Genomic DNA, 14,097 nt, shown 5'->3' with positions numbered 1-14,097 from the left:
CACGCCCGCCGTAGCGGTCGTGGCGCGGGGCGGCGCACGCTCGTCACATCGACGCACGCCCCTCGACGAAGTGAGGAACCCTTCCATGCCCATGTCTCCGCGCACCCTCCGCACCGCCGCCCTCGGCGCGCTCACCGCGGCCGCCCTCATGGCCGGGTCCACGGCCGCGACAGCGGCCCCGGCGGCCCCCGGCCACCTCGTACCGAAGGAGCTGCCTCCGCACCCGTCGTCCGACTGGTACGCGAGCGACGTCACCCCGGGGCTGCCCGAGGATGCCCCGTTCTGCGTCGAGAACACGCTCCCTGCGGCCGGGGCCACCCATCGGACCTTCTGGACCGAGTACGACACGACCGCGAGCCAGATCGTGGTCGAGGCCGCCACCGTGGACGCCGCGCGCAAGCTCGCCGCGGCGGCCGGGAAGAAGGTGCGGAACTGCGCCGCCGACTGGCGGCGCGACCACCCCGAGGGCTCGGCGTCCTGGCGGGACTACGGCACGCTCCCCGCCGAGGACGGCGCCCACGTGTACGGCGTCCACACCTCGTACCCGGACTCGGAGCCGGGGATCCACCTGTACGGGATCGGGCGCGACGGGCGGACCGTCACCGTCGTCGCGTGGGGCGAGATGGGGGGCTACGAACAGGCCCCGGTCGACGCGTTCCGGCGGACGACCACCACGGCGGTGGTGAAGCTGTACCACCCGTGACGTCCCGTGCCGACCCGGAGGGCCGGAAGGGGTGCGCGTCGCCGCCGCCGAGAGAGGGCACACGCCCCAGGGTCGGTGCACCCGCCCGACCGGATCATGCCCGGAGGATCCCGTGCCGAACGGTTCGCTCTCTCTCGCCGCCACGCTCTACCTGCTCGCCTTCGACCCGGGCACCGGCAAGCCCGTCACGCACGTGGGCTATCTCGTCCAGGCCGGGGCGCTCACCGAACTCGCGCAGCGCCAACTGCTCGTCGACGCGAAGGGGCGGCCCCAACCGCTGCCGGACGCGCGGACCGGCGACCCGGCGCTGGACGGGCTGCTGGAGCTGATCGAGGAGTCGCGGCCGCGCACCTGGGGGACCTGGGTGGGGCATCAGCCGCGGCTGACCGAGCGGGCCGTACGGGACCAGCTGCGGGCGGCCGGGTATCTGCGCACGACGACGCGGCGGGTGCTCGGCCTGTTCCCGGTCAGGGAGTACGCGCTGGAACGCCCGGAGCTGGTCGCGGGGATGCGGGACGAGACGGTGCGCGTCCTGCACGGGGGACGGCCCGCGGCCGAGGTGTCCGAGCGGGACGCGGCGCTGATCGCGCTCGCCGCGGCGGGCGGGCTGACGACCGTCGTCACGCACGAGGACCTCGACGCGCACCGGCAGCGGATCGCGGAGCTGGAGGCGCGCGGCGGCGCGCCGGGGGCCGCGCTGGAGGGCGTGGTCGACCGTGTGCGGGCGGGGCTCGCCGCCGCGGTCGCCACCGCGCTGTCGGCGGCGACCACCGCCGTGACCACGACCACGACCACCAACTGACCCGGTCACCCGGCGAAAGGGAGTTCTCTCTCCGGCTCTCTGCCGGGTTCTCCTGGGTTCTCTCTCAGGAGGTGTCTCTGAGCAGCGACGCCAGACCGTCGTCCAGGTCCAGCTCACCGCCCTCGGCCCCCTCGGGCACCACCGCGTACGAGCGGTCCAGGAACCGCCGCAGGTCGCCGGTGTCGAACTGCACCATGGCCATGCCCTCGGGCGCGTGGAACTCCAGCACGGTGCGCTGCGTTCCGCACGGCCACATCTGCACGTCCCCGCTGCCCGCGGGCCCGCGCAGCCCGGCCGCGAGCAGTTCCCGCCCGAATGTCCACTCCACGGCGGAACCGTCGAGGGACGCGGTCGGCGGGAAGGAGACGCGGACGGCGAACGGGTCGTCGCGTTCGTAGCGCAGGCATGCCGGGATGGCGCGTGCCTCTGGGGTCGACGCGATGAGGTGGGCCTGGACTGCTTGGTCGATGACAGTGGTCACAACGCCTGCTCCCTTGCGATTTCGATCGGTGCGACTCCTCGCCGTCTCTACGTCCATAAGACGTACGGGCCGACGGGGCAGTGCACCCGCATGCGGCGTGACGTGCGTCACGACTGGTTTTTCGGGGGGACATACGGCATTTAGGCTTGCCAAATCCATGCACGGTCTCGGGTGCCGTGCGGAGCTGTTACAAAACTTCCGCCGCACTCCGCTCTCCCGAGGCACCCACCCCAGGGGTTGTTCCACCATGACGATGCGTCCCGCGGCGCTGGATGCGGCCGCGTACACCCGGCTGTACGAATCCGAATATCCACGACTTGTCGGGTACGCCCGCACCCTCACCGGCAACCCCTGGGCGGCGGGAGACCTCGTCGCCGAGGCGCACTTCCGCGTCTGGCGGCGGCTGCGCACCGGGGAGGCCATCGACGCCGACGCCGCACCGGGCGAACTGACGAGCGCCGTCCGCGGGCTCGCCGTGGCGTCGGTGAACTGGGGCCCGCAGCAGCAGGCCTCGCTCCTCGAACCGCTGATACGTGTCCTCGGCGAGCTGCCGCAGCGCTGGGTCACGGCGCTCTGGCTCGCCGAGGCGGAGGACCTGCCGCCGGAGGAGGCGGCCCGTCGTACGCGCAACACCGCCGAGGCGGCGGCCGCGCTCGTGGAGCGGGCCCGGGAGAGCCTGCGCCGCGAGTTCCTGCGCGCGCAGCCCGGTGCCCCGGCGAGCGCGGCCTGCGGTGGCCACTGGGACGGTATGCCCGGCCATGTGCTGGGCACGGACGACCCGCACCAGGCCGAGCGGATCGCGGTGCACATCGACGGCTGCCCGGACTGCCGGTCCCGGATGGAGCGGCTGGTGGCGGCCGATGGCCGGCTGGCCGCGCTGACCGGCCCGGCGCTGCTGGCGCTGTACGACCGGGGCGCCGCGCCGTACCTGCGGCCGCTGGCCGCCGCGGGCGGCTGGGCCGCGACGGGGGCCGCCGCGGCGGTCGCCAAGACCGCTGGGGTGGGCGGTCCGGCGACCGTGCCGATCGGCGGTGCGCACGCGGCTCCGGCGAACGGCCCGCTCGTCTCCGGCCGCCGCTCGATGCGCCACCTGATGCACGGGCGGGTGCGCGAGGCGGGGCCGGTCGCGGTGGCGGTGGCCGGGGCCGGGGTGCTGTTCGTCGCGGGCGCGGCGGTCATGACGGGCCTGGCCCTCACCAACGGCGGCGCGGCGGAGGCCGGGCAGCCGGCGGCGGCGTCGGCGTCGAGCCATAAGTCGGCCGATTCCGCACCTTCGTCGGGTTCGTCGGGTTCATCCGGTGCGGACGCCACCGACGCCGCGTCGCGGACGCCGGGCGCGCCGCGCGCGAACGGCACGGGGGAGGCGTCCCGGAGCAGGCCGTCCACGAAGGCGCCGGGGCCGTCGGACGTGCCGTCGAGCGCGGTGTCCCCCTCGCGGTCCACGGCGCCGTCGTCCGCTCCGTCGGACCCGTCGTCCTCGCCCTCGGGGAAGCCGACGACGCCGTCGAAGCCGACCAAGTCGCCCAACCCGTCCGAATCCGGGTCGACTGCGACATCAAACCCCACCTCCGAGCCCACGTCCAAGCCCTCGTCGCCGACGCAGGACCCGACGAGCGGCGGCGGTGGCGGCGGCACGGCGGACCCGCAGGGGACGACGCCGGGCCAGACCGGCACGCCGACCTCGGCGGCCGACGACGACTCACGGAACTGCCTGTCGCTGCTGGTCCGGCTCTGCGTGAACAACTGACCCGGCACGGCTGACGGCCGATCGGCGGCGCCCCCGGCATTCCCGGGGTCGCCGCCGCGCGTTCGGGCGCCGTGCCGGCTCCCTGCCGCCTCGGGCGATATGCGGGCGATATGCGGGTGTTGTGGACGGCGTACCGCCCATGGGCCGGCTTCCACCCCCATGACGCGCAGGGGGATCACCCGCCGGTGACCCGGCCCGCGGCGTCTTCGCCCTCGCCTTCCGCGACGTGCGCCACGGCCTCGCCGTCGGCGGTGACTACCGCCCCGGCCGGCCGTCGCCGCGCGCGGCCGCGGTCACCGCGGACGGCGGCGCGGCCTGGACCCCGGCCGCCGAGCCCCCGCCCGCCTGCCGTTCGGGGGCCGCCTGGCTCCCGTACGCCCACCGCTCCGCCCTCGCGGTCGGCCCGACAGGCACCGACCTGACGGCGGACGGCGGCCGCACCTGGCGCGCCCTCGACTCCGGTTCGTACGACACGGTGGACCGCGCCCCGACGGCGGCTGCTGGGCGTCGGGGGAGAAGGGCCGCATCGCCCGCCCAGAGCCGGCCCGGTAGCGGCGACCGGTAGCGTGGCCGGTCATGACGAGCGCCACCGATCCCCGCTATGAACTCCCGCGCGACTGGCCCACCACCGAGGCCGAGGCGACCGCCGTGCAGGAGCGGCTGCGGGGATCCGTCCGCGCGGAGGGCGGGGCCGTGCCCGCCCCGGGCGCCGGGGCCGGGGCGGTCGCCGGGGTGGACGTGGCGTACGACGACGAGCGGGGCGTCGTCGCGGCGGCCGCCGTCGCGCTGGACGCCCGTACCCTCGGCGTCCTCGGGGAGACGACGGCGGTGGGCCGGGTCACCTTCCCGTATGTGCCCGGGTTGCTGGCGTTCCGCGAGATCCCGGCCGTGCTGGACGCGCTCGGCGCCCTCGACCGGCTCGGCCACCGCCCCGATGTCGTGGTCTGCGACGGCTACGGCCTCGCCCACCCCCGCCGCTTCGGGCTGGCCAGCCATCTGGGGGTGCTCACCGGCCTGCCGACGATCGGCGTCGCCAAGAATCCCTTCGCCTTCCGCCACGCCCCGCCCGGCCCGCGCCGTGGCGACTGGACGCCGCTGCTCGACGGGGACGAGGAGGTCGGCCGGGCGCTGCGCACCCGGGACGGGGTGAAGCCGGTGTTCGTGTCCGTCGGCCACCGGGTGACCATCGAGGACGCCTGCGCGTACACCCTCCATCTGGCCCGTGACTACCGGCAGCCCGAGACCACCCGCCGCGCCGACGCCCTGTGCCGCCGCGCCCTGGCGGACACTCCCTAGCTGCACTGACCGGAGACGTTGATTGAGAGCAGGGCGTTCCGCTCGGCAGTCACGAGGCCGGGGTTGAGTGCCTTTCAACCAGGTCTCTGGCGAGCTGACTGATGCGTTCGCGGGCTGTCTCTGGGGTGAGTATCTCGATGTGGTCGCCGAACTGGAGGAGCTGACGCACTGACTCGATGTCGGGGTAGCGGACGACGACGGTGCACCAGCCGTTTTCCGCGTCGGAGACGTCGTGGATGCGGTTGCCGAGGATGCGCCGCGCCAGGTCGAGTCCGTTTTCTGGCAGGCGGACGGTCACGCTCACGCGACCTTGCCCCTCGGTGCGTTCCTTCAACGCGGCCCATCTGGTGCGGAGGGTTTCGCTTGGTCGGAGAGCAGCTGGCGCGTCGAGTTGTTCGTAGGACGAGAGTCGTTCCAGAGCGAACAGCCGACCGTTCCCCTGGTCATCGGCGATGAGATACCAGCGACCGGATTTCGCGACGATCCCGTACGGGTCGACCACCCGCGTTGAGGGCTGATTCTCGGCGCTGCGCCGGTATTGGATTCGCAGCCGGCGGCGGTGTCGCAGTGCCGAGGCCAGATCCGATACGTCGACCGCTGCCTCTGAGTCAGCAAACCACGCGGTGCTGTCTACCAGCACCAGGTCCGCCAGTTGCAGCAGGCTCGGCGACCCAGGTGCTGCAGCCTGCCGAGCGGCGATCTTGCGCGCGGCCGACTCCCACACCGCAGACAGGCCCATACGCTCAAGTTGCGCGCTGTCCAAACCGGCTACGGAGAGTGCCTCCAGCTCTGATGGTTCCAGATGCGATGCGTTGAGCCGTGCACTGGGGAGCAAGACGATCCCGCCGTTCCGCCCGCGTTCGGCATAGACAGGCACACCTGCTGTCGAGAGCGCCTCGACATCCCGCAGCACGGTCCGCCGAGACACTTCCAGACGCCCGGCGAGCTCGGTGGTGGTGATGCGCTGACGGGTCTGCAGGAGCAGCAAGAGATGCAACAGCCTCGAAGCCTTCATACTGACCAGCCTTTGCGGAAAAGGTGACAGGTTCTGTCGCGATGCGGCGGTCAACTGGAGCAGTACCGAGAATTCAACGATCTGAGGAGCGCACTATGCCCGCACCCAACCTGTTCCTGATCGGCGTCCGCGACGCCGAGACCGCTACTGCCTTCTACAGCGACCTGTTCGAGATCGAACCGACCTTCATCAGTCCCCACTACGTAGCTTTCGAGGTTGCCCCCGGCGTCCTGTTCGCGCTGTGGACGGGCTACAGCGAGCATGCGGTCCCGAGCACCCCTCGAACGAGCGAAGTCGGACTGATGGTCCCAGGAGGAGCGACCGCGATTGACGAGATCTTCACGAGCTGGGTCTCGAAGGGAGTCCATGTCGCGGAGGAGCCACACGACGCTGTCTTCGGTCGCACGTTCGTCATCACGGACCCCGACGGCAACCTCATCCGGGTCTCCCCGGTGGACTGATCTTCACGCCCCCTACCCACACTTCTAGTGCCGCGTCAGCCAAGGTTTGCCCGGTAGCGAGGCGTCCTGGTGCGGTCAGATGCAAGGCGCCGGATCGGCCTCGTAGTGGGCCTACTCGGTCGATTCGGCAACGCCGCAGATGGCCGTGCCAGGGCGGCGAGCGGGGTGAACCTTGGCTGACGCGGCACTAGTTGTCGAAGGGCCAGCTGCACACGATGGTCGGCCCTTCAGGCTGTCCAGGAGCTCAAACATGTCACATCCGAACGCCGTCCTCACCCCGCGCCACCGTCTGAAAGTCGCTCGACTCGTCGTTGACGACGGCTGGCCGATCAGCGAAGTCGCGGCCCGATTCCAGGTGTCCTGGCCAACCGTAAAGCGCTGGGTCGATCGCTACCTTGCAGACGAGTCCATGCAGGACCGATCCTCACGACCCAGGAGATCATCGACCAAAACACCCAAGAACGTGACGAAGCGGTGCGTCAGCCTGCGACTGCGCCTGCGAGAAGGACCGGTCCAGCTCGCCGCGAGACTCGACATCGCCCCGTCGACAGTGCACCGAATCCTGCGATCGGTCCGACTGAACCGACTAGCCTACGTCGATCGAGCGACAGGTGAACCCGTCCGCCGGTACGAGCACGACCACCCGGGATCGCTCGTGCACGTGGACGTGAAGAAGCTCGGGAACATCCCCGATGGAGGCGGTTGGCGGTACGTCGGTCGCCGCCAAGGCGAGAAGCACCGCGTCGCGACACCGGGCAAGTCACGCAACGCCTACGGCGGCCCGAAGTTCGGATACGCGGTCGTGCACACCATCATCGACGACCACTCCCGCGTCGCCTACACCGAGGTCCACGATGACGAGACGGCCGTGAGCGCAGTCGGCGTGCTGCATCGCGCGGTGGAGTGGTTCGCCGAGCGCGGCGTCACCATCGAGAGGATTCTCTCCGACAACGGCGGCGCCTACCGGTCCTGCCTTTGGCGCGACACGTGCGACACCCTCTCGATCACACCGAAGTACACGCGCCCTTACCGTCCGCAGACCAACGGCAAGGTCGAACGCTTCCACCGCACCATGGCCGACGGCTGGGCCTACGCCCGCTGCTACACCAGCGAGCAACAACGCCGAGACGCTCTGCCGCCGTGGCTGCACCATTACAACCAGCACCGTCCGCACAGCGCTTGCGGCAACCAGCCCCCGTTCTCACGGTTGATCAACCTCCCCGACCAGTACACCTAGCCCCCGCTCTGGCCCACCCGCTCCAGCCCACCCGCCGGGTCTCGGCCACGAAGCAGCCGAACTCGACGCAGCGCACGTGCACCACGGCCACCTCGGGGTCCGCGTACAGTTCGGAGAGGGTCTCCTCGCACGCCCGCTGCCCGGCGCCGGTCAGCAGCCGGCCGCCGAGGATGGTGCCCGTCGCGGAGTAGGCGCGCAGCACCCGGTGGTCGCCCCATATGCCGGACGGGAAGCCGGGGCCGGTCCAGCCGTCGCACTCCTCGGCGTGGAGGAAGACGGGCCCCTGCTCGTCGTACGGGCCGGGCTCGGCGCCCGTCTCCTCGGCCCAGCGGCGCAGCGGGGCGTAGGAGACGAGGGCGATGGTCTCGCCCGGCCGGCTGCGGCCCAGGCAGCAGCGCAGCGGGCTGTCGCCCTCCTCGTCGTCCACCACCATGCGCGGTGGGTCGCCCGCGTCGTCCCGGATCCGCAGTCGCTTGGCCACCTCGGGTGCGATGGCCCGGATCTCGTATCCGTCGTGGTCGCTCATGCCTCTCATCGTCGTCCGTGGGCCCCGCGCCGGCTGGCGCTATTCGGACGGGGCGCTCGGCGCGGGCGCACTTGACAGGGCGCTGGTGCTCCGTCAGATTCGCCCCAAAACATGGGACGTCCGACGTCCGGATCGTCCCAAAAGGAAGGCAGGTCCTGATGAGTCTTCCGGCTCCGCTCACCGGCGTCGTCCCGCCCCTGTGCACCCCCCTCACCCCCACCGGTGAGGTCGACACGGCCTCCCTCACCGCCCTCGCCGAGCGGCTGGTCGACGCGGGGGTGAGCGGCCTGTTCGCGCTCGGGTCGAGCGGTGAGGCCGCGTATCTGGGCGACGGCAGGCGCCGTGCCGTCCTGGAGACGGTGGTCGGGGTGGCGGCCGGGCGGGTGCCGGTGCTCGCTGGGGCGATCGACATGGCGACCGAGCGGGTCGTGGACCATGCCCGTGCCGCCGCCGCGCTGGGCGCGGACGCGATCGTGGCCACCGCGCCCTTCTTCACCCGCACCCATCCGGTGGAGGTCGCCGACCACTTCCGGCGGGTGCGCGAGGGCGCGGGGCTGCCGGTGTTCGCGTACGACATCCCGGCCTCCGTCCACTCCAAGCTGACGCCCGGGATCGTGCTGCCGCTGGCCGCCGAGGGCACGCTCGCCGGGCTCAAGGACAGCAGCGGCGACGACGGCGCGCTGCGGCGGCTGCTGGTGGAGGCCCGCCGCCGTGGCCTCCTGGAGAGCTTCTCCGTGCTCACCGGCTCCGAACTCGCCGTGGACGGCGCCCTGCTGGCCGGTGCCCACGGCGTGGTCCCCGGTCTTGGCAACGTCGACCCGGCTGGTTTCGTACGGCTCTACCGGCACGCCCGTGCGGGCCGCTGGGACCGGGCCGCGGCCGAACAGGACCGGCTGGCGGCGCTGTTCGCCCTCACCGACGCCGGTGACCCGGCCGCGATGGGCGGCAGCTCCTCGGCGCTCGGCGCGTTCAAGGCGGCGCTGCATCTGCTGGGCGTCATCGCCTGCCCGGCGACGGCCGCGCCCCAAGTTCCGCTGGGGGACGACGCGGTGAAAACCGTGCGCCAACTGCTCGAAGAGGGAGGGCTGTTGTCGTGACGGCCGAGGCATCGCGCACGCCCTGGTACCGCGAGGTCTCCGGGCGGCAGTGGAAGTCGCTGTTCGCCGCCTGGATCGGCTATCTGCTCGACGGTTTCGACTTCGTGCTCATCACCCTCGTGCTCACCGAGATAGCCGACGAGTTCGACTTGGACACGGCGTCGGCGGCGAGCCTGGTCTCGGGGGCGTTCATCACCCGCTGGCTCGGCGGGGCGCTGCTCGGGGCGATGGGGGACCGGTGCGGGCGCAAGCCCGCGATGATCACCAGCATTCTGCTCTACCTTTAATCTTGGCCAGTGCTCCGGCGTTTACGCCGGGGGTGAAGGCCATCTCAGAATTGCTCTGACCCGCGCATGAGCACGGGTCCGCAGTATTCAGCTCAGCCCACGGGGCGCTTCTGGTTCTCGATGTACTGCTTCACGACGGTCAGGGGCGCCCCGCCGCAGCTTCCGGCGAAGTAGGAGCCGGACCAGAAGTGTCCGCCCCACAGGTACCTGCGGACGTGCGCGTCGTACTCCTTGCGCAGCAGGCGGGCGGAGACTCCCTTGAGTGAGTTGACCAGCTTGGAGAGCTGGACCTTCGGCGGGTAGTGCGCGAGCAGGTGTATGTGATCCTCTTCGCCGTTGAACTCTTTCAGATCGGCCTCGAAGTCCGCGCAGACCTCCCGCATGATCTCTTCGCAGCGCGTCATCATCTCGTTGGTGAATGCTTTGCGCCGGTACTTGGTGACAAATACCAAGTGGACGTGAAGGTTGTAGACGACGTGGCGACCGGTTCTGACATCAGGATTCGGATTCCAGCGAGGTGACATAAACCAAATGTAGTGCAGTGATTGCCGTGAGTGAACTCGGCCTGGCGAAGCGGCGGTTCGGGCACCGTGCCCGACTGGCGCTCAGCCCTGCCGGGATCCGGGTCATGGACGATCAGGCGCACGCGGCCCGCACTATGTGGAACTGCCTGCACGCCTGGGTGCGACGCGAGGTCGCTTGTTATGCAGTGTTCGGTCCAGTGGTGAGGAGAAAACAGAGAGGTCCGATCCCGGGCGGTGTGCAAGCCCGGTCCCCACGGTCAACTGCGGGAGGAGCAATCCACCCGTGGAGAGCAGACCGGAGAAGCCCAAGGCAAAGTCGCCCACCGATGGAGCACAGGCGAGGGGAAGACCGGACGGGTGAGGGAAACGAACCCCCGATGTAAAGCTTCGACAGCAGGAACCCGCGCCAGGTAGAGAGCACGCGGCGGGTACAAGGCCCCGTCTGAAAGGCGGAAGGAGCATGGGCGCCAAGTACCTATGTCATGCACACCCCGGCCTCGGAGCAAAGGGGGCACCCACCCCGGTCGCATCTGCAACAAGCGGAACGCGGAAACCCCGTTGATCTCCCACAGGGGTAGGGAAGTCGCAAGACCAACGATGGATCAGCGGGAACAAGAAGGTTCAAGAAGCCAAGGCTGGCACGCCGAAAGGTAACGGGAAACCCATCAGGGCTCACCACCCGATGGCATAACCGGCCAGATACACCAGGTCCTCTGGTGGCCCGAAAGGGAGCTGACGTGAACCTGGTGGACCCCGTAGAGATGAAGCAAGAACGCCAGAACCGACAGGAAAGTTAGACACGGAGGGAGGTCGAGATGACCACTGAGGCCATCACGGCCGATCTCGCGGTGAACGGACTGGAGGACGCTCCACTGGACTGGTCCCGGATTGACTGGGGAAGGGCCAATGAGAACGTACGGCGGCTGAGGCAACGGATCTACCGGGCCGAAAGTGAAGGGAACCATCGCCAGGTCAAGAACCTGACGAAGCTGATGCTGCGAAGCCACAGCAACACGCTGGCTAGCGTGAGAAGGGTGTCGCAGATCAGCAGGGGGCGCAAAACGGCCGGAATCGACGGAGAGAGAGCTCTCACGCCGAAAGCGCGCCAAAAATTGGCTCATCGCATACACGCGGAGATTCAACCTTGGCGTGCACGGCCCGTAAAGCGTGTGTACATCCCCAAGGCGAACGGAAAGCAGCGCCCGTTGGGAATCCCGACGATCACGGACCGGGCCATCCAGGCACGAGTCAAGAACGCTCTGGAACCACAGTGGGAGGCGCGGTTCGAGAAAAGGTCATACGGCTTCCGCCCCGGGCGGAGCACCCACGATGCGATAGCCCAACTCTGGAGTATCACGTCAGGAGGAAGGGGGTCTCCCCCCGCCCGACAGTGGGTACTGGACGCCGACCTCAAAGCGGCGTTCGACAGTATCGACCACGAACGTCTCATGAGAGCCATCGGAGACTTCCCCAGCTGGGGACTGATTCGACAATGGCTTAAGGCAGGGGTTCTAGAGGGCGGAAAGCTCTCAAGAACCGAGGAGGGTACCCCGCAAGGGGGAGTCATCAGTCCCCTCCTACTAAACATCGCCTTGCACGGCATGGAAACAGCAGCAGGATGCCAGTACATCCCAAGGGGAGATGCCAAGAAGGGCTCCCCGACCTTGGTGCGTTACGCCGACGATTTCGTAGTGATGTGTCACTCGAAGGAAGAGGCGCAACAAGTCAAGGGGAAGCTGGCCGCCTGGCTAGAGTCCAGGGGACTGGAGTTCAACGAGGAGAAGACCAGCATCCGACACCTGTCGGAAGGGTTCGACTTCCTGGGCTTCAGCATTCGCAGATTCGAGAAGGACGAGAAGTCCGTCACGTTGACGCGACCCAGCAAGGACGCCATGCGGAGAGCCCGGCAACGGTTAAGGGCCGACACGAACGACCTAAAGGGGGCCAATGCGCGTGCTCTGACGGCACGCCTGAACCCCTTTATCAGAGGTTGGTCCACGTACTACCGGGGAGTCGCGTCCAAGGAGTCGTTCACCAGCCTCGACCGTTTCCTATGGGAGCGAACGTGGCGGTGGGTGACATGGACCCACCCGCGCAAATCAGGAAGGTGGAAAGCGGCCAGATACTACAGAAAGAAGGGGCGGCAGGGCACATGGTCCTTCGCCGACCCCGAGAGTGGGAACAAACTGCTGAAGTTTGCTCACACCAAGATCGTCAGACATCAACTGGTCAAGGGAGGGGCGTCACCCGACGACCCCGAGCTAAAGGACTACTGGGACAACCGCCGACGGAAGAGGGCACAGCCGCGCATGACGACCAACAAGGTCAGTCTCGCGGCGCGACAGAAGGGTGTATGCCCGCTCTGCCGGATGCCACTTATCGAAGGGGCCGAGTACGAACCCGACAACGTCCGGGACTGGGTGGAATGGTTTGAAGCCATGCGGCACAGGCTTCACGAGGATCACCTGGTGTACCGGCGCCACGGCGGGTCTGACGAGCGTAGGAATCTCCGGCTTGTACACGCCGAATGCCATCGGCTGCACCACGCAGGCGATGGCAAAAGGTCCCCCGAGACGACCGGAAACGAGAGGCCATAGGGTCTGCTTGAGCCGTATGCGGCGAAAGTCGCACGTACGGTTCTGAGGGGGCGGCAGCCCGGCAACGGGCTGCCGCTACCCGATTGGCAGATGATGCCGAAGGACAAGCGGACCCTCGCCGCCGCTGATGCGGCGATACGGGAAGCCCGTAAAGAGCTCGACTTCCTCGCCGAGCTGCCCGCGCAGGCATCCCAGGCGGTGCTGAAAACGTACTTCCGGGCCTGGGTGAACTGCTGGGAAGGCCGGGCGGACGAGCCGAACTTCAAGGCCCGGTCCCGGTCGGCGATGTCTGTGGACATCCCGCAGGGCCGTGACCTGAACATCGTCCGCGTCCACCGCCGCTGGGGCATGGTCAACCTGCCGAAGATCGGCCGCGTCCGCTTCCGCTGGACCAAAGACCTCCCCGTGGGCAAGCGAGCAGGCACCGACAACCGGATCACCGGCGCCCGCCTGGTGAAGGATGCGCTTGGCTGGCACATCGCCTTCCGTATCCAGACCCTCGAAGCCGAGCCGCAGCCCCACCAAGGCCCGGAAGTCGGCATCGACGCCGGAGTGAACATCCCCCTCGCCTTGTCCAACAAGGACCACCAGGACCACGGGCGTCCTCCACGCCTGCCGGACGGCACCGCCGACCGGGACACATGGCTCACCCCGAAGGAGAAGGCCAAACTCCTCAAGCTGGAACGGCAGGCCGCACACCGCAAGAGCTTGCGCAAGAAGGGGGAGAAGACCTCCCGCCGCTTGCAGCACACCTACGACCAGATCAAGCAGCTCCGAGCAAAAGCCACGCGACGAGCCTTGGACTGGCAGCACAAGACGACCACCTACCTCGCCCGTACGTACGGCGTGATCGTGGTCGAACAGCTCAACATCACGAACATGGTCAAGTCCGCCCGGGGCACCATCGAGGAGCCGGGCAAGAACGTCAAAGCCAAGGCCGGTCTCAACCGCTCCATCGCACAAGAGGCGTGGGGACGCACGGTCACGATACTGACGTACAAGCTCGCCCGCTACGGCGGCCGGCTCGTCAAGGTTCCCGCCCCGAACACCTCCCGACGCTGCTCCGCATGCGGATTCACCGTCCCCGGCAGCAGGGAAGACCAGGCCACGTTCGTATGCAAGAACCCCGACTGCGACTTCCAGTGCAACGCCGACTGGAACGCAGCGAGGAACATCTTGCACCTGTACCGGATCGGCCACGACATCGTGGAGGTCCCGGCCGCCGGAAGGCGCGGTCGCAGGGCGGCTAAGACCGTCAAGCCTGTCGCCGCAAGGTAGACGGGAATCCCCTTCCTGAGCTTGCGAAGGGAGGGGAGAACTTCAA

13 protein-coding genes and 2 pseudogenes are annotated in these 14,097 nt (G+C 69.1%); 11 read left to right on the top strand and 4 right to left on the bottom strand.

The window, feature by feature from the left end:
* Positions 1–85: 85 nt before the first annotated feature.
* Positions 86–703 (top strand): hypothetical protein, encoded by a 618-nt coding sequence (locus tag ASC60_RS09360; RefSeq protein WP_055548862.1) that lies wholly within the window; start codon positions 86–88, stop codon positions 701–703.
* A gap of 112 nt (positions 704–815) precedes the next feature.
* Positions 816–1,505, top strand: a complete 690-nt coding sequence (locus ASC60_RS09355; protein ID WP_055548860.1) for a GPP34 family phosphoprotein — start codon at positions 816–818, stop codon at positions 1,503–1,505.
* 64 nt (positions 1,506–1,569) lie between these two features.
* Here the strand turns inward: ASC60_RS09355 and ASC60_RS09350 are convergent, their stop codons facing one another.
* Complete coding sequence (locus ASC60_RS09350) at positions 1,570–1,986, bottom strand: SsgA family sporulation/cell division regulator (RefSeq protein WP_055548858.1); 417 nt, start codon at positions 1,984–1,986, stop codon at positions 1,570–1,572.
* Between the two features lie 247 nt (positions 1,987–2,233).
* Here ASC60_RS09350 and ASC60_RS41570 point away from each other — a divergent pair, with 247 nt between their 5' ends.
* From ASC60_RS41570 to ASC60_RS09335, 3 genes and pseudogenes are all read left to right on the top strand, one after another.
* Positions 2,234–3,733, top strand: a complete 1,500-nt coding sequence (locus ASC60_RS41570) for an RNA polymerase sigma factor (RefSeq protein ID WP_055548856.1) — start codon at positions 2,234–2,236, stop codon at positions 3,731–3,733.
* Positions 3,734–3,911: 178 nt separating this feature from the next.
* Positions 3,912–4,285: pseudogene (locus tag ASC60_RS09340) on the top strand (oxidoreductase); the annotation flags it as partial.
* Positions 4,286–4,309: 24 nt separating this feature from the next.
* Entirely contained in the window at positions 4,310–5,029 is a 720-nt protein-coding gene (locus ASC60_RS09335; RefSeq protein ID WP_055548852.1) for an endonuclease V, read from the top strand.
* A gap of 49 nt (positions 5,030–5,078) precedes the next feature.
* Here the strand turns inward: ASC60_RS09335 and ASC60_RS09330 are convergent, their stop codons facing one another.
* Entirely contained in the window at positions 5,079–6,044 is a 966-nt protein-coding gene (locus ASC60_RS09330; RefSeq protein WP_055548850.1) for a YafY family protein, read from the bottom strand.
* 95 nt (positions 6,045–6,139) lie between these two features.
* Here ASC60_RS09330 and ASC60_RS09325 point away from each other — a divergent pair, with 95 nt between their 5' ends.
* A complete protein-coding gene (locus ASC60_RS09325) occupies positions 6,140–6,505 on the top strand; it encodes a VOC family protein (protein ID WP_055548848.1) in 366 nt (121 codons plus the stop codon).
* 250 nt (positions 6,506–6,755) lie between these two features.
* On the top strand, positions 6,756–7,742 hold the full coding sequence (locus ASC60_RS09320) for an IS481 family transposase (protein ID WP_055548846.1): 987 nt from the start codon (positions 6,756–6,758) through the stop codon (positions 7,740–7,742).
* On the opposite strand, the gene ASC60_RS09315 is transcribed toward ASC60_RS09320, so the two are convergent.
* The gene (locus ASC60_RS09315) at positions 7,717–8,268 is read right to left on the bottom strand and encodes a DUF1203 domain-containing protein (RefSeq protein WP_055548844.1); all 552 of its coding nucleotides are present in this window, start codon (positions 8,266–8,268) and stop codon (positions 7,717–7,719) included. The two genes, ASC60_RS09320 and ASC60_RS09315, sit on opposite strands and share 26 nt — an antisense overlap.
* 158 nt (positions 8,269–8,426) lie before the next feature.
* Between ASC60_RS09315 and ASC60_RS09310 the strand changes: the two genes are divergently transcribed.
* Together ASC60_RS09310 and ASC60_RS09305 are read left to right on the top strand one after the other, a co-directional pair.
* Positions 8,427–9,365, top strand: coding sequence for a dihydrodipicolinate synthase family protein (locus ASC60_RS09310; protein ID WP_055548842.1), 939 nt, complete (start codon positions 8,427–8,429; stop codon positions 9,363–9,365).
* A pseudogene (locus ASC60_RS09305) lies at positions 9,362–9,646 on the top strand (MFS transporter); the annotation flags it as partial. The gene ASC60_RS09310 and the pseudogene ASC60_RS09305, both read left to right, overlap by 4 nt.
* Positions 9,647–9,744: 98 nt before the next feature.
* On the opposite strand, the gene tnpA reads toward ASC60_RS09305, so the two are convergent.
* On the bottom strand, positions 9,745–10,176 hold the full coding sequence (gene tnpA, locus ASC60_RS09300) for an IS200/IS605 family transposase (protein ID WP_079038291.1): 432 nt from the start codon (positions 10,174–10,176) through the stop codon (positions 9,745–9,747).
* Positions 10,177–10,991: 815 nt separating this feature from the next.
* On the opposite strand from tnpA, the gene ltrA reads away from it, so the two are divergent.
* Positions 10,992–12,773 carry a group II intron reverse transcriptase/maturase gene (gene ltrA / locus ASC60_RS38960; RefSeq protein WP_079038289.1) on the top strand — a complete coding sequence of 594 codons (1,782 nt, stop codon included), beginning with the start codon at positions 10,992–10,994 and terminating at the stop codon, positions 12,771–12,773.
* Positions 12,774–12,863: 90 nt separating this feature from the next.
* On the top strand, positions 12,864–14,051 hold the full coding sequence (locus tag ASC60_RS09295) for an RNA-guided endonuclease TnpB family protein (RefSeq protein ID WP_107097027.1): 1,188 nt from the start codon (positions 12,864–12,866) through the stop codon (positions 14,049–14,051).
* The last annotated feature ends 46 nt before the right edge of the window (positions 14,052–14,097 follow it).

Source organism: Streptomyces sp. NBRC 110028 (assembly GCF_001417735.1).
Lineage (GTDB): Bacteria > Actinomycetota > Actinomycetes > Streptomycetales > Streptomycetaceae > Streptomyces.
This window is presented reverse-complemented; position numbering and strand designations above follow the sequence as displayed.

Excerpts from the sequence above, each read along its gene's own strand:
- ASC60_RS09360 (WP_055548862.1), top strand. The coding sequence starts at position 86 with ATGCCCATGTCTCCGCGCACCCTCCGCACCGCCGCCCTCGGCGCGCTC.
- ASC60_RS41570 (WP_055548856.1), top strand. The coding sequence starts at position 2,234 with ATGACGATGCGTCCCGCGGCGCTGGATGCGGCCGCGTACACCCGGCTG.
- ASC60_RS09335 (WP_055548852.1), top strand. The coding sequence starts at position 4,310 with ATGACGAGCGCCACCGATCCCCGCTATGAACTCCCGCGCGACTGGCCC.
- ASC60_RS09330 (WP_055548850.1), bottom strand. The coding sequence starts at position 6,044 with ATGAAGGCTTCGAGGCTGTTGCATCTCTTGCTGCTCCTGCAGACCCGT.
- ASC60_RS09325 (WP_055548848.1), top strand. The coding sequence starts at position 6,140 with ATGCCCGCACCCAACCTGTTCCTGATCGGCGTCCGCGACGCCGAGACC.
- ASC60_RS09320 (WP_055548846.1), top strand. The coding sequence starts at position 6,756 with ATGTCACATCCGAACGCCGTCCTCACCCCGCGCCACCGTCTGAAAGTC.
- ASC60_RS09315 (WP_055548844.1), bottom strand. The coding sequence starts at position 8,268 with ATGAGCGACCACGACGGATACGAGATCCGGGCCATCGCACCCGAGGTG.
- ASC60_RS09310 (WP_055548842.1), top strand. The coding sequence starts at position 8,427 with ATGAGTCTTCCGGCTCCGCTCACCGGCGTCGTCCCGCCCCTGTGCACC.
- tnpA (WP_079038291.1), bottom strand. The coding sequence starts at position 10,176 with ATGTCACCTCGCTGGAATCCGAATCCTGATGTCAGAACCGGTCGCCAC.
- ltrA (WP_079038289.1), top strand. The coding sequence starts at position 10,992 with ATGACCACTGAGGCCATCACGGCCGATCTCGCGGTGAACGGACTGGAG.
- ASC60_RS09295 (WP_107097027.1), top strand. The coding sequence starts at position 12,864 with ATGATGCCGAAGGACAAGCGGACCCTCGCCGCCGCTGATGCGGCGATA.